Below are 19,310 nucleotides of genomic sequence, written 5' to 3'. Positions count from 1 at the left end.
CCCTCCTCCGCCGGGGCCGCGGTCGCCGTCGTCGCCCGGGCCGCGCGGGGCGCCGCCGAAGGGGCCGAACGCCCCGAACGGGCCGGACTGGCCCCCGGCGGTCCCGCCGCCGTCACGGGGCGGGCCGCCGAACGGTCCGCCGCCTCCCTGTCCGAAGCTCACTGCTCTGTCCTCTTCCCTCCCGCGTCCGCGGGGCTCTGCTCCGGTCCGGGGCGCTGCGCCCCGGACATGTCGTCCGGTCTGGTGGTCTGGTGGTCCTGGTGTGCGTCGGCTCAGCCGCACGTCCGGGCGGCGGCCGGGCTCTCCCCCCGGGCCACCGCCTCGACGATGTCGCGGGCCTGGCCCAGCGTGTCCACGGGGTACACCGTCAGACCCTCGGGCACACGGCCGGCCAGCTCCTCGCAGTTCGCCGTGGGGGCGAGGAACGTCGTGGCCCCCGCCTCGGCGGCGCCGCGCACCTTCTGCGGGATCCCGCCGATGGGACCCACGACGCCGTCCCCCGAGATCGTGCCCGTTCCCGCGATCGGGGCGCCCCCCGTCATCGCGCCCGGGGTCAGCCGCTCGATCACGGTGAGCGCGAACATCAGACCCGCCGAGGGCCCGCCGATGTCCGGCACGGTCAGCTCGACGTCCACCGGGACGTCGTAGGCGGTCTCGATCAGGGCCCCCATCTGCCACGGCTGGGGCGCGCCCTCGGGGGCGGCCGCCACCGGCACCTCGAGGTCCTGCTCCACGCCGTCGCGGCGGACCGTCAGCGTGACCGGGTCGGGCCCCGCGGCCCCGACGGCGGCGCGCACGGCCTCCAGGTCGGCCACGGGCCGTCCCTCGGCGGCGATCACCTCGTCCCCGGCCCGCAGGACACCCTCGGCGGGCCCGCCGGACACGAGCTGCTGCACGACGAGCCGCTGGGGCACCTCCCGGCCGAGCTCGTGCAGGGCCGCGGCGGTCGCGGTCTGCTGGGAGTCCGACATGGCCGCCGAATTGGCCTCGCCGACCTCGTCGGAGGTGACGCCGGTGGGGTACATCAGCTCGCGCGGGACCACGTCCACGGCGGGGTCCGTCAGGCCGCGGCCGAGATCGAGCAGGGAGGTGGTGCCGATGGGCGGGCCCCCGACCATCACGGTGGTCATGGCCAGGGTCCCCTCACCCGGGTCCGCCTCGCCGCCCTCGACGCGCAGCACCGGTCGACCCTCGCGTTCGCCCAGCAGGTCCACGGCGGGGCCGGGGCCCTCGAGGATGTAGGGGGTGGGGGCCAGCAGTGCCAGCCCGGCGCTGCCCAGGGCGAGCCATCCGGAGAAGGGCACGCGGGCGGCGCGGGTGGTCCTCGAGGGCACTGCGCGCACGCGACACCGTCTTTCCTGGGGGTCCTGATCGGGCCGTCCTCGCCGCCGGGCACGGGCCGCGCGGCGACGGTCACACCAGTCTACGCGGGGCCGCGACCCCCGCCTGCCCCGCGCGACGCCGTGCGCCATGGGCGAACCGCGCCGCCGCGACGTCGGGAGGGCGGGCGCGCCGCGCCGACGCGGATACGCTGGAGACATGAGCAACGACGCGCGCACGCCCGGATCCGACGACGGCCGCGACCCCCTGGAGGAGATGCTGCGGCAGCTCTTCGGCGGCCAGGGCCCCGACCCGGACGAAGTCCGACGCGCCATGGAGGGCCTGGGCGGCCCCGGCGGGGTGCCCTTCGACCCGTCCCAGCTGAATCCGGCCATGATGCAGCAGGCCATGGCCCAGTTCCAGGCGATGATGAGCTCCGGCTCCGGCTCGGACGGCCCCGTGAACTGGGCTCTGGCGAAGCAGGCCGCCCGCCAGGCCGTGGCCGGCGAGGACCCGGCCGTCGGCTCGTTCGCGCGACGCGAGGTGGACGAGGCGCTGCGGCTGGCCGAGCTGTGGCTCGACGGCGTCACGCAGACCGAGCCCGTCGGCAGCGTCGGCGTGGCCTGGTCCCGTGCCGAGTGGGTCGAGGCGACCATGGACCAGTGGCGCCGGCTCACCGAGCCCGTGGCCGTCTCGATGTCCCGCGCGATGTCCGCGGCCATCGAGCAGCAGCTGCCGGGCCAGCTCCCCGAGGGCATGGACGCCTCCCTGCTCGGCGGGCTGCAGCCCATGCTGAAGAACATGGGCGGCACGATGTTCGGCCTGCAGCTCGGCGGCGCCGTGGGCGCCCTGGGCAAGGAGGTGCTCTCGGGCACGGACATCGGCCTGCCCGTCGCCGGCCACCGTCTCGCCCTCGTCCCCGTGAACATCGAGGAGTTCGGCGACGGGCTCTCGGTGCCGGACGACCAGATCCGCATCTACCTGGCCCTGCGCGAGGCCGCACGCATGCGCCTGTTCCTGCACTCGCCGTGGCTCGAGCGGGACCTGTACGCCGCCGTCGAGCAGTACGCCGCGGGCATCCGCCTGGACACCGAGGGCATCGAGCGGGCCGCGCAGTCGGTGGACCCGATGGACCCCGGCTCCCTGCAGGCCGTGTTCGACGGGGCGTCCTTCATCGCCGCCCCGGACGCCACCCAGCAGGCCGCGCTGGACCAGCTGGAGCTGCTCGTCGCCCTCGTGGAGGGCTGGGTGGACGTGGTGGTCGCCGAGGCCGCGCGCCCCCTCGAGTCGGCGGCCGCCCTGCGCGAGACCATGAACCGCCGCCGCGCCTCGGGTGGCCCGGCCGAACAGGCCTTCGCCGCCCTCGTGGGCCTCGAGCTGCGCCCGCGCCGCCTGCGCGAGGCCGCCGCGTTCTGGGAGCACGTCACGGCCGAGCACGGCACGGAGTACCGCGAGGAGATCTGGCGCCATCCCGAGCGTCAGCCCACGGCGGAGGACCTCGAGGACCCCGCCGGGTACGCCGGGCGCCGCTCCGCCGCGGACGCCAGCGCCGAGTCCCTCGACGACGAGCTGCGCAAGCTCCTCGAGGGCGGCTTCGGCGACGCGCCGCGCGAGGGCTGAGCCCCTCCCGGCACGACGGCGGCGGGCGGTCCGGCACCTCGGGTGCGGGCCGCCCGCCGTCGTGTCAGCCCGCGTCCTCGTCCTCCGCCCACCGGTCCGGCGCCGTGCGACCGCGGCCCTCGGCGAAGGTGACCCCCTCGAGGAAGGCCATCGCCTCGGCGTAGCGCGGGTACCGGTCCACGAGGCGTCGGAAGGCCGGGCCGTGTCCGGACTCCAGCAGATGGGCCAGCTCGTGGACGAGCACCGCCGCCACCACCCAGTCCGGCATGCCGCGCAGCTGCGTCGAGAGCCGGATGGTGCCGCGGGCCGGCGTGCACGAGCCCCAGCGGCGGCGCTGCCGGGCCGACCACGTGACCGAGACCGGACGGGCCCGCCCACCCAGGTGCGCCGCCGAGAGCCGTCCCGCCCAGGCCAGGAGCGCGTCGTCGGAGCGAGCGTCGGCGGGGCGGCCGTCCAGGTCGGCCGCGGGCTGCCCCGTCCCGCCGCGTGCGCCCACCTTCGCGACCATCCGGCCGATCCACTCGCGCTCCTGCGCAGCCGAGAGCCGGGCCGGGACGTTGACCTGCAGGCGGCCGTCGCGCCACGCCGCCGAGACGGTGCGGGTGCGGGCCGTGGAGCGCACGAGCCGCACGGGCGTGCCCTCCCAGTCCAGATCGATGCTCTCGCGGGCGGGACCGCGGTGGGCGGCCGGGACGGCACGCGGAGGGCGGCCGGGGGCGGGCGGGACAGGGCGCATCCGGCCATTGTCCGGCATGGGCCGCAGGCTGTGGACAATCCGGCGCGGTCCGGGAGTGCCCTGGCAGGGTGGGAGGCACCGAGCCGAGAGGAGAGCCGTGCGCACCGTCGCCGAGACCGTCACCACCGTCCCTCATGACGCCGCCGCGTCAGCGCTGCAGCCGGGGGCGTGGGCCCCGCCGACCGACGTCCATGTGGCAGGCCTCGACGCGGTGGGCGCGGCGATCGCCCACGCGCTGGCGGGGGCCGGGGCGCTGCGCCTGGCCCTGTGGGATCCGCGGCCCGTCGACGCCGCGGACCTGGGGACCGGCCTGCTGCCCGGGGACCTCGGTCGGCCCCGGGCGGGTGCGCTCGAGCGCCGGCTGGGCGATGTGGCCCCCGGGCTGCGCGTCTTCGCGCACCACGGCCCGGTGCCGGTGCTCGTGGGGCAGGCGACGGTGGCGGTGGGGTCCGTGCTCGACGCGGACCTGGCCGCGCAGGCCCTGGCCGCCGACCACCCGCTGCTGCCGGTCACGGTGGGGCCGAGAGCGGTCACGGTCGGACCGTGGTGCGCCCCCGGGGTGCGCGGGTGCCCGCTGTGCCGATGGCCCGCGGACCCGGCGGGCGTCCCCGGTGTCCCGACGGCGCCCGGCCCGTCGGCGCACCGGGGACAGGTGGACGGGCTCGCGGCGCTGCGGGCCGCCGTGCTGACCGTGGACGCGCTGCGGACCGGACCGGCCCCCGGCGTGCTGCGGGCCGATCGGGTGACGGGACGCACGCGCCGGGTGAAGGTCCGCCCCCGGCCCGGCTGCGCCTGCGACCCGGACGCGCTCGGCTGGGCGTTCTGACGGGGTCGGCGCCGCCGGCGGAACGGGGTGCGGGCCCGCGGCTCAGGCCGTCGGGGTGCCGTGCAGCAGCTCGAGCAGCTCCGGTCCGTGCTTCTCCAGCTTGGCCTTGCCGAGGCCGGGCACCTTCAGGAGCTCTGCCGGGGTCCTCGGCATGGCCTCGGCGATGGCCACGAGGGTGGCGTCCGTGAACACCACGAACGCGGGCATCCGCATCTCGGCGGCCGTGCGGGTGCGCCAGTCGCGCAGCTCCTCGAGCACGGCCTCGTCGTAGGTGGCGGGGCAGTCCAGGCAGCGGCCGACCTTGCGCTCGGCTCCCGTCTCGAGGGGCTTGCCACACGTGCGACACACGGCGACCTTCGCACCCCGGCGCCGCGGCGCCGTCGGGCCGGCCGCGGAACCACGGGCCGGGGCGTGCTCGCGGGTGCCGCCGAGGGTCGGGTCGATGGCCCACAGGAACCGGGAGGGCCGCCGGGTGGAGCGCCCGCCCGTGCCCCGCGAGAGCGTCCACGTCAGCGACAGGTGCTGGCGGGCACGCGTGATGCCCACGTAGAGCAGGCGCCGTTCCTCGTCCACCTCGGCCTGGGTCTCCGCGAAGGAGATCGGCATGAGCCCCTCGGACAGGCCCACGAGGAACACCGCGTCCCACTCGAGGCCCTTGGCGGAGTGCAGCGAGGCCAGGGTGATGCCCTGCACCGTCGGCGCGTGCTGGTGCTGGGCGCGCTCGTCGAGCTCGGCCACGAGCTCGGTCAGCGTGAACTCGGCCCCGCGCGTCGTGGCGAGCTGGTCGGCGAGGTTGACGAGGGCGTGCAGGGACTCCCACCGTTCACGGGCCGCGCCGGAGGCCGACGGCGGTTCGGCGGAGTAGCCGAGCGAGGAGAGCACGTCCCGCACCCGGTCCGTGACGTCGTCGCCCGTCAGGTCCTGGGCGGCGCGGGCGGCGGCCCGCAGCTGCAGGATGCCGTCGCGCACCTCGCGCCGGGAGAAGAACCGCTCGCCGCCGCGCAGCTGGTAGCCGATGCCCGCTGAGGACAGCGCCGTCTCGAAGGCCTGGGACTGGCCGTTGGTGCGGAACAGGACGGCGATCTCGGAGGCGGGCACGCCGTCGTCGATCAGCGCCGCGATCCGGTCGGCGACCCAGCCGGCCTCGGCCTCGTCGTCGGTGCACTCCGCGAACACGAGGTCGGGGCCGGCCGGCCGCTGGGAGACGAGCTCGAGGGGGTCGGGCCAGCGCGGCATCGTGCGGTCCCGCTCCCCCGCCTTGGTGCGGTCAGCCAGCAGGCGGTTGGCCGCCTCCACGATCTGCGGGCTGGACCGGTAGTCGCGCACGAGCCGGACCACCGTGGCCGCGGGGTACCGCTCACGGAAGTCGGTGAGGAAGCGGGAGGTCGCGCCCGTGAACGAGTAGATCGTCTGGGAGGCGTCGCCGACGACGCACAGGTCGCCGCGGTCGCCGAGCCAGAGGTCGAGCAGGCGGTGCTGCAGCGGCGAGACGTCCTGGTACTCGTCCACCACGAACACGCGGTACTGGTCCCGGATCGTGGCCGCGATCTGCGGCTCGGTGGACAGGATCCCCACGAGGATCAGCAGCACGTCCTCGAAGTCGATCATGTTCCGGGCCGTCTTGGCCTCCTCGTAGCCGGTGTAGAGACGGGCGACGGTGGTGGCGGTCCAGCCGGCGGGCATCTCGCGCTCCTTGGCGGCCTCGGCGTAGCCCTCGGGGGCGTGCAGGGAGACCTTGGCCCACTCGATCTCGCCGGCGAGGTCGCGCAGGCCGGCCCGGTCCACGGTCATGCGCATGCGCTGGGCGACCTCCGTGAGCAGGCGCACCTTGTTCTCGATCAGCGAGGGCATGGGCCCGCCCACGGCCTGGGGCCAGAAGTACTGCAGCTGGCGCAGGGCAGCTGAGTGGAAGGTGCGGGCCTGGACGCCGGCCACGCCGAGGTCGCGCAGGCGGGTGCGCATCTCCGCGGCGGCGCGCGCCGTGAAGGTCAGGGCGAGGGTGCGGTGCGGGTCGAAGACGCCGGAGGCGACGCCGTAGGCGATGCGGTGCGTGATGGCGCGGGTCTTGCCGGTGCCGGCGCCGGCCAGGATGCAGACGGGCCCGTGCAGGGCCGTGGCGGCCCGGCGCTGCTCCGGGTCGAGGCCGCGGAGGATCTCGTCGGGAGTGCTCATGCGGGACGAGTCCTCCTAGGTGATCAGGGTCTGCGCATCGGGCAGCGTCCCACCGTACCAATCCTCGATGAGTGCCCGCGCGATGGACACGGCCCCGGGCAGGGTGACGTCGCCCGCGCGGGCCAGGTGCGCGAGCTCCTCCCGCTCGAACCAGCGCACGGAGAGGATCTCCTCGCCGTCTGGGACCGGCTCGACGCCGGCCGGGGCCAGGGCGGTGAACCCGAGCATGAGCGAGCGCGGGAACGGCCACGGCTGGGAGCCGCGGTAGCGCGGCTGCGTCACCGTGATCCCGGACTCCTCCGCGATCTCCCGGACCACCGCGTGCTCGAGGGACTCCCCCGGCTCCACGAACCCGGCCAGGCAGGAGTACAGCCCCTCGGGCCACGCCGCGTTGCGGCCCAGCAGGATCCGCCCGGCCGGGTCGATGACGGCCACGATCACCGCCGGGTCCGTGCGCGGGAACTGCTCCCGGGAGCAGTCGCGGCAACGACGCACCCAGCCGGCCGCCTCGACGTCCGTGACGCCGCCGCAGAACGCGCAGAAGCGGTGGGTGGCGTGCCAGTTGGCGTTCGCGACGGCGGCCACGAACAGCCCGGTGTCCGCGTCGCTGAGGGCGGCGGCCGCGTCGCGGAGGCCGACCCACACGGCGTCGGCGAGCGCGGCGGCCGCGTCCTCGGGCAGGGCCGCCGGCGGCTCGACGGCGACGGAGACCACCTCGCGCTCCCGCCCGTGCGGGCCCCGGTCCGCCGCGGTGCCGCGGCCCAGATACGCGGCCTCGGCCGGCACGGGACCGGAGGGCGCGGTGAAGACGAGCCGGCCGTCCGCGACCGGTGCGCGGCCGCCCTGCAGCCACAGGACCTCCGTCCCCTCGCGCGCCCAGGACGCCGCCAGGTGGCCCGGGTCGAGGCGGGCCACGGCACCGCGGTCCAGCTCCTCGCGGGCCAGCGGCAGGGCCAGCGGCGGTGCGGCGGTGGGGTCGGACGACGACGGGGGGCAGGAGGCCATGCGTCCAGGCTAGCGACCCGTCTCCGGTGCGCCCGACGACGGGGGAGGGCGTTCCGCGCCTAGGCTGGAGGGGTGGATCGTCAGCCCCTTCGTCTCGCAGCCCTGGCCGCCGCGGCCGTCCCCGGCCTCGCCCCCGTCTCCGTGGAGGCGAGCCCGGACGACCCCGCGGACTTCTCGACCGCCGTCGTCGTGGACGGTGAGGGCCAGCGGTGGCGGGTCCGCTCGCCCCGCACCCCGGAGGCGGGCATCCGTCTCGAGACGGAGCTGCAGGTGCTGGCGGGCCTGACCCCGGCGGTGCGCGCCGGCCTGCCGTTCCGCACGCCCTCCGTGGCGGGCGCGGTGCGGCTCGAGGGGCTGCGCACCTTCGTCTACCAGGACATGCCCGGGCGTCCCGTCACCCTGGACGAGCTGGCCCGGCTCGGCGAGCCCGCGGTGCAGGACGTGGGCCGTGTGCTGGCCGCGATCCACACGCTGCCCTCGGACGTCGTGGACCACGCGGACCTGCCCTCCTACACGGCGGAGCAGATCCGGCAGCGTCACCTCCACGCCCTCGACCAGGCGGCCACCTCCGGCCGCGTGCCGCCCCTGCTGCTGCGCCGCTGGGAGGAGGCCATGGAGGAGGAGGCCCTGTGGCGGTTCACCCCGGTGCCCGTGCACGGTGACCTGCACGAGGACAACCTGCTCCTCGAGCGCGGCCGCGTGGTGGGCGTGACGGGCTGGACGGACCTGCACGTGGGCGACCCCGCCGGCGACGTCGCCTGGCTGGCCGCCGCCACGGACCCGGACCTGGCCGACCGCGTCCTCGACGCCTACGCGGCCCGGCGGGCCGACGCGGGGGCCGCCGACGACGGCGACGCCCACCTGATGCGCCGTGCGGCGCTGCTCGCCGAGTTCGCCCTCGCCCAGTGGCTCACGCGGGGCCTGGACCGGCACGACGCGGGGATGGTCGCCGAGGCGGAGGCCATGCTGGCCGAGCTCGAGGGCGACGTGCGCGCCGCGCAGGAGGCGGCCGCGCGCCAGGCGGAGGCCGACGCGGCCGCCGACGCCGCCGAGGACGCCCGGGATGCGGCGGAGGACGCCCGGGAGGCCGCGGCCGCGAGGACCGCGGACCCGGAGACGGGCCCGCTGCCCGCCGTCGAGGTGGTGCGGCCGATCAACGGCGGGCCAGGGCGTCCGTGATGTGACGCTCGAGCTCCTCCTCCCCCGGCAGGTCCGGGAAGGAGCGCTCCTGCCCGTGGGCCACGTACACGAAGCTGGCCCCGATCCGTTCCAGCGGGATCCCGTGCAGCCGTGACCAGGCGAGCCGGTAGACGGCCAGCTGCAGCGACTTGAGCTCGAGGTCGCGGCCCCGCGGCACGGCGCCGGTCTTCCAGTCGACGAGCTCCCAGTCGGCCTCGGGGTCGAAGGGCAGGCGGGGGTCCCCGCCGGAGCGGTAGATCGCGTCGACCCGGCCCCGCAGCGTGATCCCGCCGACCGTCGTCTCGACCGGGGCCTCGACGAAGGCCGGGGTGCGCTCCGCCCAGCGCGAGGAGCGGAACCACTCCTGCATCGGGCCGAGGTCGAGGGCCTCGTCGACCCACAGGTCCGCGGCGTCCTCGGCCGAGTCGATGTCCAGCATGCCGGTGGCCCCGAAGCGCTCCTCGAGCCACGCGTGGAACGCCGTGCCGCGTCGCGCCGCGTGCGCGGGCGGCCGGGGCAGGGGCCGGCGCAGCTGCTCGGCCACGGCCTGCGGGTCGGCGGCGAGCTCGCCGTAGAGGGACACGGAGACGTGCTCGGGCAGGGCGGTCTCCCCGCCCGTCCCGGCGACGTCCCGGCGGCGCAGCAGCACCCAGTCCACCTGGCGGGCCAGCTCCGGGTCGTCCCCGAGCGCCGCCGGATCCGCGGCGTGCACGGCCGCGGCGGCCGCCTCCACCCCGTGCCGGCGGGCCCGGGAGCGGTGCGGCAGCGGCTGCCAGCGTTCCTCGTCCTCGGGGTCCTCCGGGTCGGCGACGAAGGCCTCCGGGCCGTCGAGCGGGTCGAAGGGCCAGCGGGCGACCAGCATCCGGGCCGCGGCGGGGTTGGCCTCGGGCAGGTCGTCCTCGGCCGGGGCGGGGCCGAGCGCGACGCCGGGCACCTCCCCCGCCAGACCGGCCACCTCCTCGAGGAAGGCCGAGGCCGGCAGGGGCTCCTTGTTGACTCCCTTGAACAGGGAGGTGCTCAGCCACAGGGCGGATCGCGCGCGCGTGTACGCCACGTAGGCCAGGCGCCGCTCCTCGCGCTCGGCGTGCGCGGCCACGGCCACGGCATACGGATCCGGGTTGCCCTCCTGGGCCGCCTTCGAGCTGTATCCGGTGCCGGCCGACTGGACCCAGTCCCGCTGGTCCTGCGCCCACGAGCCGTCCCACTGCGGCAGCGACGCGCGGTCCCCGCGCAGGGGCCACGGCAGCGCGCCGGCCCGGGGGCTGGTCCAGCGGTCCGCCCGGGTGGAGGGGAACGTGCCCTCCTGCAGGCCGGGGACCGCGACGACGTCCCACTCGAGCCCCTTCGAGGCGTGCGCGGTGAGCACCTGGACCAGGCCGGGGGTGGGTTCGGCGTTCTCGACGCCGAGGCCGTCCTCGTGCTCGAGGACGGACTCCGTCCAGGCCAGGAACGCCGTCAGGTCCGTCGCCGTGGTGCCGGCGCCGAAGTCGCGGGCCGCGTCCTGGAACGCGTTCAGGTGCCGCCGGGCCGCGGCCGCGGAGACGCCGGGCCGCAGGGCCACCTCGACGTCCAACCCCGTCTCACGGATCACCTCCGCGATGAGGTCGGCCGGGTCCTCCCCGGTGCGCGTGGAGAGCCGGCGCAGCTCGGCGTTGACGGCCCTCAGCCGGGCCAGGCCCTCGGGTGAGAAGCCGCGGCCACGGGAGCCGACCCAGTCCGTCCCCTCCCCGGGCAGGGAGTCGAGGGCCTCCAGCAGGGCGGCGGCGTCGGCGTCCTCCTCGGGGCTCACGTCCCGGTCCGGGGCCGCGTCCGGGGCAGCCCCGGCGGGGTCCTCCCGCCCACCGGCGGCCCGCTGGGCCCGCAGCCGCGAGACGAACCGGGCGCGCTCCTGGAGCACCTCGAGGTCGGCCACACCGATGCGCCAGCGCGGGCCGGTGAGCAGGCGGACGAGCTGGTCGCTGCGCGTGGGGTCGGCCAGCACGTGGAGGACGGCGAGCACCTCGGCGACCTCCGGCAGCGCCAGCAGCCCGGAGAGCCCGAGCACCTCGTAGGGCAGGCCGGCGGCGTCGAGCGCGTCCAGCACGGGGCCGAACTGGGCGCGGGTGCGGCACAGGACGGCGCGGCTCGGGGTGGTCCCCCCAGGCCCGGACCCGGTGAGGGCGCCGAGGCGGGCGACGACGTCGGCGGCCTCCTCCTCCGCGGTGACGAACCGGTCCACCCGGACGACGCCCTCCCCCGCGCCCGGTCGGGGTCGCAGGGTGCGCACCTCCACCGGCGCGCCGCCCGGCGCGGCGGCGTGGGCGTTCAGCGGCGCGGCGACGGCGTTGGCGACCGCTAGGATCGACTCCTCGTTGCGCCACGCGATCGTCAGGTGCGAGACGTCCGCGTTCACGCGCCGCGGGGCGCCGCCGGGGCCGGTCTCCAGCCGGGGGAAGGCGTGCGGGAAGGCGAAGAGCTGTCCGGCGGAGGCGCCGCGGAAGCCGTAGATCGACTGGTGGGGGTCGCCCACCGCGGTGACGCAGTGCCCCAGCCCGGGCGCGTCGTCCTCGGGGCCGCGCGGGCCGAACAGCCCGGCGAAGATCCGCATCTGGGCATGGGAGGTGTCCTGGAACTCGTCCAGCAGCACCACGGGGAACCGCGCGCGCTCCTGCTCGCCGGCCGCCGGCACCTCGACGGCGATGCGCGCCGCGTGGCGCAGCAGGTCGCCGAAGTCCATGACGTCCTGCTCGCGCTTGACCTCGTCGTAGCGGGCCAGGAGGTCCGCCATGAGGGCGCGGTCCGCCAGGCCGGTCAGGAACTCCTGGATCTCCTTCGAGGGGGTCTTGGCGCGCGGGGGCAGCGGCAGGGCGCTCCCCTGCTCGGCCAGCCGGGCGAGGAACCCGCGCACCTCGTCCGCACTCACCAGGTGCTCGGCCATGTCCCCGGCCAGCCGCAACGCCTGCGTGATGAGCCGGGACGGGGCCACGCCGAGGGTGTCCGCGACCACCGGATGCGAACGCACGACGGCGCCCATGAGCCGGTGGGCGTCCGCGCCCCCGAGCAGCCGCGCCTCCGGTTCCACGCCGATCCGCAGACCGTGGTCCCGCACGAGCGCGCCGGCGTAGGAGTGGTACGTGGACACCGAGGCGCGGCCCAGGTCCTCGGGCTCCCCGTCGAAGCCGGGGATCTCGAGGCCGGAGCGCAGCAGGGCGTCCACGCGCCCGTTGATCCGCTCGGCGAGCTCACCGGCCGCCTTCCGGGTGAACGTGACGCCGAGGACCTCGTCCGGGCGCACGAGCCCGTTGGCCACGAGCCAGACCACGCGGTCGGCCATGGTGGCGGTCTTGCCGGAGCCGGCGCCGGCCAGCACCAGGCGCGGAGTGAGCGGGGCGGTGACCACCTCGGCCTGCTCCTGCGTGGGCGGGGGCAGCCGCAGCCGCGCCGCGATGTCCCCCGGGGAGTGGACCGCGTCCTCGACGCGCGGGCGATCGGTCGGGGCGGCGGGATCGCCGGTCAGCGGGGCCATTCGGTGACCTGCCTTCCTTCGGAGCAGAGCGGACAGACGGAGGGCAGCGCGCACCGGCGGGCGCCGGCCTCGTGGAGGGCGAGGAAGCGCGGCCCCGTGGTGCGGCGGGCCGCCGTGAACACCTGCTCGAGCGCCCAGGTGTCCTCGTCCTCGAGGGCCGGCTGGTCCTGCACCTTGGTCTTCTGGGTGCCGGCGCCGAGCTGGACGAGGGCCGCGCCGGCCGGCGTCGCGGGCCGCTTTAGCCCGGCGAGCGCGGCGCGCAGGGCGGGGTCGGTGGCGGGGTCGTCCCGGACCTGCTCCAGACCGCCGGCGCGGACGGCCACCTGGTAGGCGGCCAGCTGGGGCTGGCGCGCCATCTCCGCACCGGTGGGCGCGCTGCGGCCGGTCTTGAGATCGGCGATGAAGGGCCGGCCCTGCGCGTCCGCCTCGAGCCGGTCCACGACGCCGGTGATCCGGACGGTGGTCCCGCCCCAGGTCAGGTCCGCGAGGAGCCGCACCTCCTGGGCCACGGGCCGACGCCCGGCCGCCCGGGCGATGCTCCAGTAGCCGATGTAGGCGTCCACCAGGCCGCGGGCCCGGTCGTGCTCGATCTCCGTGATCCAGCCCTCCGGCAGGCCGAGTTCGGGCAGGCGGCGCTCCAGTTCGGCACGCACGTCCTCGGGCACGCCCTCGGGATGGTGTTCGGCCACCGAATGCACGAGCGTGCCCACGGACTGGGCGAGGGTCCCGCCCGCGTTCGCGCCGACGTGGTACAGCACCCAGTCCAGCGGATTGCGCAGGGCCGTCTCCACGCGGGAGGGCGAGAGCGCGACGACCTCGCGCTCCGGGTCGACGAGCGCGGCCTCGGTGGACAGCGGCAGCAGGCCCCACCAGCGTCGGGGGTCCGCGACGGTCACGCCGTCCTCGGCGAGGACCGCCAGGCCGGCGGCCGCCGCGGCCCGGGATGTCGCCCCGTCGGCCGCGTCCGCCTCGTCCCCGGCCTCCAGGACGCGGCGCAGCCGGCCGACGAGCGCGGACGCCGTGATCGGGTCGGGGACCGCGGTGAGCCGCCGGACGCCGGCGGCGTCGCGCGCCTCGGCGGGCAGCCGTTCGGGCGGGTCCACCAGGTCGAGGAAGTCGGAGGGGCCCTCATCCGGCGAGCGGACGGCCGTGACGACCACCTGACGCCGTGCCCGGGAGACCGCGGCCGCGAGCATGCGCAGCTCGTCCTGACGCACCTCGCGCAGCCGGGTGCGGTGATCCGTGGGCCACGGGGCGTCCGCGGGCAGGGTCACGAGGTCCACGAGGTCGGTGGCGCCGAGCAGCTGGCCGCGCAGCCGGGTGTTCGGCCACACGCCCTCCTGCAGGCCCACGACGATCACCGTGTCCCACTCCTGGCCGGCCGCCGCGGCGGGGGTGCGCACGTGCACGGCGTCACCGGACTCGGCACGGCGGGCCAGGGTGTCCACGGGCAGGTCCTGGGACTCCATGTAGACGGCGAACGACTCGGGCGACGCGCCCGGGAACTGGTCCACGAAGCGCTCGGCCACCTTGAACAGGGCGACGACGGCGTCGAGGTCCGCGTCCGCCCGGCGGGACTCGCGGCGGTCGTTCGCGTGCTCGGCGGGCCGCAGCGCGAGCGAACGCCACCGCTCGGCCCGACCGGAGGCGGACCACAGCGCCCACAGCACGGTCTCGGGCGAGGCCGAGGGGGCGCGGGCGGCCTCCAGGCCGTCCCGGAGCATCCAGTGGACGCGGCGCAGGGCGCGGTGCCGCTCGTGCTCGGGGCCGGCCAGGCTCGGGTCCAGCAGGGCCGCGGCGAGCAGCGCGTCCGAGGTGCGCCGGCCGCCCCGGCCCCGCTCGGCGGCCAGCAGGTCCTGGCGCAGCCGCCGCACGTGCAGCGCGCTGGCCATCCCGTACCGGCCGGTGAGCAGTCCCACGACCTCGTCCGGGTCGAGCACGTCCTCGACCCGGGCCTCCGGATCCTCCGCGAGCGCCCCCGCCGCGTCCACCAGCGTGAGCAGGGGCGCGACGGCGGGCTCCTCCTTCAGCACGAGCCCGGCGGCGTCGCGCAGCACGGGGACGCCCTCGGCCTCCAGGTGGCGGGCGAGCGCGGCCACACGGGAGCCGGAGCGGGCGACCACGAGGATCCGGTCCAGGGGCACCCCGTCCTCGTGGTGGACCCGCAGCACCCGTTCGAGGACGAGCTGGTCCTCGTGGGCGCGGGTGGGCACGACGTGCGCGCGGACGGCGCCGTCACCGTCCGCCGGGACGGTGTCGGTCCGGGTCCGTTCGACGCCGGCGGTGCGCTGGCGGACCCGGCGGGCCACGCGCAGGTAGGCGTCCTGGACCTCGGCGCGCATGCGGTGCCCGCGCGTCAGCACCCGGACGCGCCCGTCCGGGGACGCGGGCGGGGCGGCCCCCGGCACGGGATCGGGGTCGAGGACCCCGGGGTACCGGGCGAGGAGGTCGGGCCGGGCGCCGCGGAAGCCCTCCACGGTGGTGTCCGGCGACGCGGTGAGCAGCACGTCCCGCCCGCGTCCGAGCACGGTGAGCAGGTCGTGCACGGCGGGGGTGGCCTCGTGGAGGTCCTCGACCACGAGCACGGCCAGGCGGTCCCGCTCCGCCGCCACGAACGCCTGCGCCGCGGCGTCGCGCTCCGGGTCCTCGGGATGCCGCTCGGTGAGCACGCGGACGGCGGCGGACAGCAGCCCGGCGGCGTCGAACGCCTCGGCCATGCCCAGGTCGATCCGGTCCCGGTAGTCCTGCAGCAGCACGGCCGCGGCCTCCCACTCGGGGCGCCCGTGGGCGGTGCCGAGCTCCTGCAGGCGGCCCGGCTCGAGGCCGAGCTCGCTCATGCGGTCCACGAGCTCGCGGACCTCGCGGCGGAATCCCCGCGCCTCCACGGCGGGGGCGACGTCGGCCGGCCAGTCCGGCGCGGCGGCGAGGCCGGCGGCGTAGCCCTCGAGCAGCTCGGCGATGACCGTGTCCTGCTCGGCACCGGTGAGCAGCCGGGGGGCGACCTCCAGATGCCTCAGCGGTCCCGTGACGCGGGCGCGGCGCAGCAGGTCGAACGCGTAGGAGGACCAGGTCCGCACGGGAGTGACGGCGCGGGTGCCTCGACCGGCGGCGGCGAGCCGGCGGGTCAGGGCGTCGCGCAGCCGCGCCGCCGCGTCCCGGCTCGGGGCCAGCAGCAGGAGGGACTCGGGGTCCAGCCCCTCCTCGATCCGGCGGGCCGCGTACTCGACCGCCACGGTGGTGCGCCCCGTGCCGGGGGCGCCCAGCACGAGCACGGCGCCGTGCCCGGGGGCGAGCGAGGCGATCGCCTCCTGCTCGTCCGTGAGCGTGATCCGGTCCTCGGGCGCGGCGGCCGTGCGCACCAGCCGGGCGGCCCGTTCCGGCGCCGCCGCGTCGTCGTCGAAGGGGTCCTCCCCGTGTTCCCTGGTCATGGACCCATCCTCGCACCGGGCCCGGACACGATACGGTCGGCGATCGCACGGATCGCCCGCGCGGCGCCGTCGTCGGGCTCCCAGCGGGCCCGGCGCAGGTCCACGCGCCCGGCCGGGGTGCGGGGCGTGCCCTCCCGCTCGTGCTCGACGGCGGCCCGCGCGGCCAGCTCCGGGGGCAGCGAGCCGTCGGCCCGGACCACCCGCCACCACGGCGTGCCGGGGCTCGATTCGGCCATCGCCCGGCCGGCCTGCCGCGGACCGCCGACCCCCAGCAGGCCGGCCAGCCCCCCGTAGCTGACGGCGCGTCCGGGCGGGACCAGACGGGCGAGCGCCTCGAGCCCCTCGCCGAGGGTGAGCGGTCCGTCGTCGCGGTGGCGGGCGCCGGGGAGCACAGGGTGATCGGTCACGACCCCATCCTGTCGTGTCCGCCGGTCCGGGTAGCGTGAGGCGCGTGACTTGGCATGAGAGCATCCGCGCCGGCTTCGACCTCGAGACCACCGGACGTGATCCGCGCACCGCGCTGATCGTGACCGCCACCCTGGTGATGGTGGACGAGCACGGCCGCGCCGCGTCGTCGGCCGAGTGGCTCGTGGACCCGGGCGTGCCCATCCCCGCCGAGGCGGCCGAGGTCCACGGCGTCACCACGGAGCGGGCGCAGGCGGAGGGCATGCCCGCCGCGCAGGGCGTCACGGAGATCACCGAGACCCTGCGGGACCTGTTCGCCGCGGGCATCCCCGTGGTGGCCTTCAACGGCGTGTACGACTTCACGGTGATGGACCGGGAGGCGCGCCGCCACGGGCTGACGCCGCTCGAGGCCCGCCCCGTGATCGACCCGTTCGTGCTGGACAAGCAGGTGGACCGGTTCCGCAAGGGCAAGCGCACGCTCTCCGCGGTGTCCGAGCACTACGGGGTGACCCTGGAGAACGCGCACACCTCCGCGGCGGACGCCCTCGCCGCCGTCCAGGTGGCCGACGCCCTGGCCGCCCGGTACGAGCAGCTGCGCGTGGCGCCGACGGACCTGCACGAGCGGCAGGTCCGCTGGAAGGCCGAGCAGGCGGAGAGCTTCGAGCAGTACCTGCGACGCAAGGACCCGCAGGCCACCGTCTCGCGCCACTGGCCGGTCGAGGCCGAGCGCTGAGCGCCCGGCCCCGACCCGCACCCGGGTCTCAGCCCTGGGGCGTCGCCGCCGCGGCCGCCTTCGCCGCGGCCGGCAGCGCGTCGAGCACCCGGGTGACCGCCGCGTCGTCGTGGGCGGCGGAGACGAACCAGGCCTCGAACACGGACGGCGGCAGGTACACGCCGGAGGCCAGCATCGACTGGAAGAACGGGGCGTAGCGGAAGACCTCCTGGCCCTGGGCGTCCCGGTAGTCCCGCACGCCGGTGCCGGAGGTGCCGAACGCCAGGGAGAACAGGGTGCCGGCCCGCTGGATCGAGTGGTCCACGCCCTCGGCGTCGAGCGCGGCCACGAGGCCCTCGCGCACGGCGTCCGAGGCGCGCGTCACGGCCGCGTAGACGGCCTCGTCGGCGCGGGAGAGCGTGGCGTGGCCGGCGGCCATGGCCACCGGATTCCCGGAGAGGGTGCCGGCCTGGTACACGGGGCCGAGCGGGGCCAGGTGGTCCATGATCTCGGCGGAGCCGCCCAGGGCGGCCGCGGGCATGCCGCCGCCGATCACCTTGCCGAAGCACCAGATGTCCGGGGTCCAGCCCTCGGGCTGTCCGGACAGGCCCCAGCCGCCCGTGGCGGTGGCGCGGAAGCCGGTGAGCACCTCGTCCCAGATCAGCAGCGCGCCGTGGCGGCGGGTGATCTCGCGCAGGAACGCGTTGAAGCCCTCGGCGGGCTCCACGACGCCCATGTTGCAGGGCACGGCCTCCGTGATGAGCGCGGCGATGCGCTCACCGTGCTCGGCGAACACGGCCTCGACGGCGGCGCGGTCGTTGTAGTCCACCACGATCGTCTCGGACGCCGCGGCCTCGGTGACGCCGGCGGAGCCGGGCATCCCGGCCGTCGCGACGCCGGAGCCCGCGGCGGCCAGCAGGCCGTCCGAGTGGCCGTGGTAGCAGCCGGAGAACTTGACGATCAGGTTCCGGCCCGTCACGCCGCGCGCCAGGCGCAGCGCCGTCATGGTGGCCTCGGTGCCGGTGGAGACGAAGCGCACGCGCTCCACGGGCACGCGGGAGGCGATCAGCTCGGCCAGAGCCGTCTCCCCCTCCACGGACGTGCCGAAGCTCAGCCCGCGGTCCACGGCGGCGTGCACGGCCTCGACCACGCGGGGGTCGTTGTGGCCGAGCAGCATGGGGCCCCACGAGCACACGAGGTCCACGTACTCGGTGCCCTCGACGTCTCTCAGGTACGCCCCGCGCGCGGAGGCCATGAACCGGGGCGTGCCGCCCACGGAGCCGAAGGCGCGCACGGGCGAGTCCACGCCGCCCGGGATGACCCGCTGGGCCGCGGCGAAGGCGGCGGCGTTCGTGGTCGGGGTCGCGTTCGGGGTGGTCGTCATCAGAGCGAGTCCTCCTGGATCCAGCGGGCCAGCTCGGCGGCCCAGTAGGTCAGCACGGTGTCGGCGCCGGCGCGCCGGATGGAGAGCACGGACTCGATGATCGCGGCCTTCCGGTCGATCCAGCCGTTGGCCGCGGCGGCCTCGATCATCGCGTACTCCCCCGAGATCTGGTAAGCGGAGACGGGCACGTCCGCCATGTCCGCCACGTCGCGCACGATGTCCAGGTAGCTCATGGCGGGCTTGACCATGACCATGTCCGCACCCTCCTCGAGGTCCAGGGAGACCTCGAGCAGCCCCTCGGTCCGGTTCGCGGGGTCCATCTGGTAGGTCTTGCGGTCGCCCTGCAGGGCGGAGTCGACGGCGTCCCGGAACGGGCCGTAGAACGCGGAGGAGTACTTCGCGGCGTAGGCGAGGATCGCGGTGTCGGTGCGGCCGGCGTCGTCGAGGGCCTCGCGGATCACGCGGACCTGGCCGTCCATCATCCCGGAGGGGCCGAGCACGTCCGCGCCGGCCTCGGCCTGCGCCACGCCCATCTGCGCGTAGATCTCCAGCGTGGCGTCGTTGTCCACGACGCCGTCCGCGGTGAGCACGCCGCAGTGCCCGTGGTCGGTGAACTCGTCCAGGCACAGGTCGCTCATCACCACGACGGCGTCCCCCACCTCCGCCTTGACGTCCCGGATGGCCGCGTTGAGCACGCCCTCCGGATCCAGTGAGGCGGAGCCCGTGGCGTCCCGTTGGGCCGGGATGCCGAAGAGCATGATGCCGCCGACGCCCAGCTGGGCGGCCTCGCCGGCGGCGGCCTTGAGCGTGTCCGTGGTGTGCTGCACGACGCCCGGCATGGAGGCGATGGGCTGCGGCTCGCCCACGCCCTCCTTGATGAAGGCGGGCAGGATCAGCTGGTTCGGGTGGATGCGGGTCTCGGCGACCAGCCGGCGCAGGGCGGCGGACTGGCGGAGCCGACGGGGACGCTGATGGGGGAAGGACATGGCCTCGAGTCTAGGTGTTGTGGGTCATGAGG

Annotated in this window: 13 protein-coding genes; 4 read left to right on the top strand and 9 right to left on the bottom strand. The window is 76.5% G+C overall.

Features of this window, described 5'->3' with window-relative positions:
* Window positions 1-272: 272 nt before the first annotated feature.
* Window positions 273-1,343, bottom strand: a complete 1,071-nt coding sequence (locus tag SJ20_RS09540; RefSeq protein WP_227717880.1) for a PDZ domain-containing protein — start codon at window positions 1,341-1,343, stop codon at window positions 273-275.
* A 196-nt stretch (window positions 1,344-1,539) separates the two neighbouring features.
* Here SJ20_RS09540 and SJ20_RS09535 point away from each other — a divergent pair, with 196 nt between their 5' ends.
* Window positions 1,540-2,940 carry a zinc-dependent metalloprotease gene (locus tag SJ20_RS09535; RefSeq protein ID WP_044659760.1) on the top strand — a complete coding sequence of 467 codons (1,401 nt, stop codon included), beginning with the start codon at window positions 1,540-1,542 and terminating at the stop codon, window positions 2,938-2,940.
* Between the two features lie 64 nt (window positions 2,941-3,004).
* On the opposite strand, the gene SJ20_RS09530 is transcribed toward SJ20_RS09535, so the two are convergent.
* Window positions 3,005-3,676, bottom strand: a complete 672-nt coding sequence (locus tag SJ20_RS09530) for a M48 family metallopeptidase (RefSeq protein ID WP_044659759.1) — start codon at window positions 3,674-3,676, stop codon at window positions 3,005-3,007.
* 97 nt (window positions 3,677-3,773) lie between these two features.
* Here SJ20_RS09530 and SJ20_RS09525 point away from each other — a divergent pair, with 97 nt between their 5' ends.
* Window positions 3,774-4,502, top strand: coding sequence for a ThiF family adenylyltransferase (locus SJ20_RS09525; RefSeq protein WP_044659758.1), 729 nt, complete (start codon window positions 3,774-3,776; stop codon window positions 4,500-4,502).
* A 42-nt stretch (window positions 4,503-4,544) separates the two neighbouring features.
* On the opposite strand, the gene SJ20_RS09520 is transcribed toward SJ20_RS09525, so the two are convergent.
* Both SJ20_RS09520 and nudC read right to left on the bottom strand, forming a co-directional pair.
* The gene (locus SJ20_RS09520; RefSeq protein WP_044659757.1) at window positions 4,545-6,674 is read right to left on the bottom strand and encodes an ATP-dependent DNA helicase UvrD2; all 2,130 of its coding nucleotides are present in this window, start codon (window positions 6,672-6,674) and stop codon (window positions 4,545-4,547) included.
* Window positions 6,675-6,689: 15 nt separating this feature from the next.
* Complete coding sequence (gene nudC / locus SJ20_RS09515) at window positions 6,690-7,679, bottom strand: NAD(+) diphosphatase (RefSeq protein ID WP_044659756.1); 990 nt, start codon at window positions 7,677-7,679, stop codon at window positions 6,690-6,692.
* Between the two features lie 72 nt (window positions 7,680-7,751).
* On the opposite strand from nudC, the gene SJ20_RS09510 reads away from it, so the two are divergent.
* Entirely contained in the window at window positions 7,752-8,858 is a 1,107-nt protein-coding gene (locus SJ20_RS09510; RefSeq protein ID WP_044659755.1) for a phosphotransferase, read from the top strand.
* On the opposite strand, the gene SJ20_RS09505 is transcribed toward SJ20_RS09510, so the two are convergent.
* The 3 genes from SJ20_RS09505 to SJ20_RS09495 are packed head-to-tail and all read right to left on the bottom strand — an operon-like array spanning window position 8,833 to window position 16,198.
* Window positions 8,833-12,363, bottom strand: a complete 3,531-nt coding sequence (locus tag SJ20_RS09505) for an ATP-dependent DNA helicase (RefSeq protein WP_044659754.1) — start codon at window positions 12,361-12,363, stop codon at window positions 8,833-8,835. The genes SJ20_RS09510 and SJ20_RS09505 overlap by 26 nt on opposite strands.
* The gene (locus tag SJ20_RS09500; protein WP_044659753.1) at window positions 12,351-15,791 is read right to left on the bottom strand and encodes a UrvD/REP family ATP-dependent DNA helicase; all 3,441 of its coding nucleotides are present in this window, start codon (window positions 15,789-15,791) and stop codon (window positions 12,351-12,353) included. The genes SJ20_RS09505 and SJ20_RS09500 overlap by 13 nt, the downstream gene beginning before the upstream one ends.
* Entirely contained in the window at window positions 15,788-16,198 is a 411-nt protein-coding gene (locus SJ20_RS09495) for an MGMT family protein (protein ID WP_044659752.1), read from the bottom strand. The genes SJ20_RS09500 and SJ20_RS09495 overlap by 4 nt, the downstream gene beginning before the upstream one ends.
* 44 nt (window positions 16,199-16,242) lie before the next feature.
* On the opposite strand from SJ20_RS09495, the gene SJ20_RS09490 reads away from it, so the two are divergent.
* Window positions 16,243-16,929 (top strand): 3'-5' exonuclease, encoded by a 687-nt coding sequence (locus SJ20_RS09490; RefSeq protein ID WP_044659751.1) that lies wholly within the window; start codon window positions 16,243-16,245, stop codon window positions 16,927-16,929.
* A 28-nt stretch (window positions 16,930-16,957) separates the two neighbouring features.
* Here the strand turns inward: SJ20_RS09490 and hemL are convergent, their stop codons facing one another.
* Window positions 16,958-18,292: a glutamate-1-semialdehyde 2,1-aminomutase gene (hemL, locus tag SJ20_RS09485; RefSeq protein WP_044659750.1), complete on the bottom strand. Its 1,335-nt coding sequence runs from the start codon at window positions 18,290-18,292 to the stop codon at window positions 16,958-16,960.
* Window positions 18,292-19,278, bottom strand: coding sequence for a porphobilinogen synthase (gene hemB / locus SJ20_RS09480; protein WP_044659749.1), 987 nt, complete (start codon window positions 19,276-19,278; stop codon window positions 18,292-18,294). Before hemB ends, hemL begins: the two co-directional genes overlap by 1 nt.
* Window positions 19,279-19,310 lie beyond the last annotated feature (32 nt).

Source organism: Micrococcus sp. MS-ASIII-49 (assembly GCF_000946635.1).
GTDB classification, from domain to species: Bacteria; Actinomycetota; Actinomycetes; order Actinomycetales; family Micrococcaceae; genus Micrococcus; species Micrococcus luteus.
Note: the sequence above shows the minus strand (reverse complement) of the source record. Positions and strands in the feature narration are given on the sequence as shown.

Excerpts from the sequence above, each read along its gene's own strand:
- hemB (WP_044659749.1), bottom strand. The coding sequence starts at position 19,278 with ATGTCCTTCCCCCATCAGCGTCCCCGTCGGCTCCGCCAGTCCGCCGCC.
- SJ20_RS09505 (WP_044659754.1), bottom strand. The coding sequence starts at position 12,363 with ATGGCCCCGCTGACCGGCGATCCCGCCGCCCCGACCGATCGCCCGCGC.
- SJ20_RS09530 (WP_044659759.1), bottom strand. The coding sequence starts at position 3,676 with ATGCGCCCTGTCCCGCCCGCCCCCGGCCGCCCTCCGCGTGCCGTCCCG.
- nudC (WP_044659756.1), bottom strand. The coding sequence starts at position 7,679 with ATGGCCTCCTGCCCCCCGTCGTCGTCCGACCCCACCGCCGCACCGCCG.
- hemL (WP_044659750.1), bottom strand. The coding sequence starts at position 18,292 with ATGACGACCACCCCGAACGCGACCCCGACCACGAACGCCGCCGCCTTC.
- SJ20_RS09500 (WP_044659753.1), bottom strand. The coding sequence starts at position 15,791 with ATGACCAGGGAACACGGGGAGGACCCCTTCGACGACGACGCGGCGGCG.
- SJ20_RS09520 (WP_044659757.1), bottom strand. The coding sequence starts at position 6,674 with ATGAGCACTCCCGACGAGATCCTCCGCGGCCTCGACCCGGAGCAGCGC.
- SJ20_RS09535 (WP_044659760.1), top strand. The coding sequence starts at position 1,540 with ATGAGCAACGACGCGCGCACGCCCGGATCCGACGACGGCCGCGACCCC.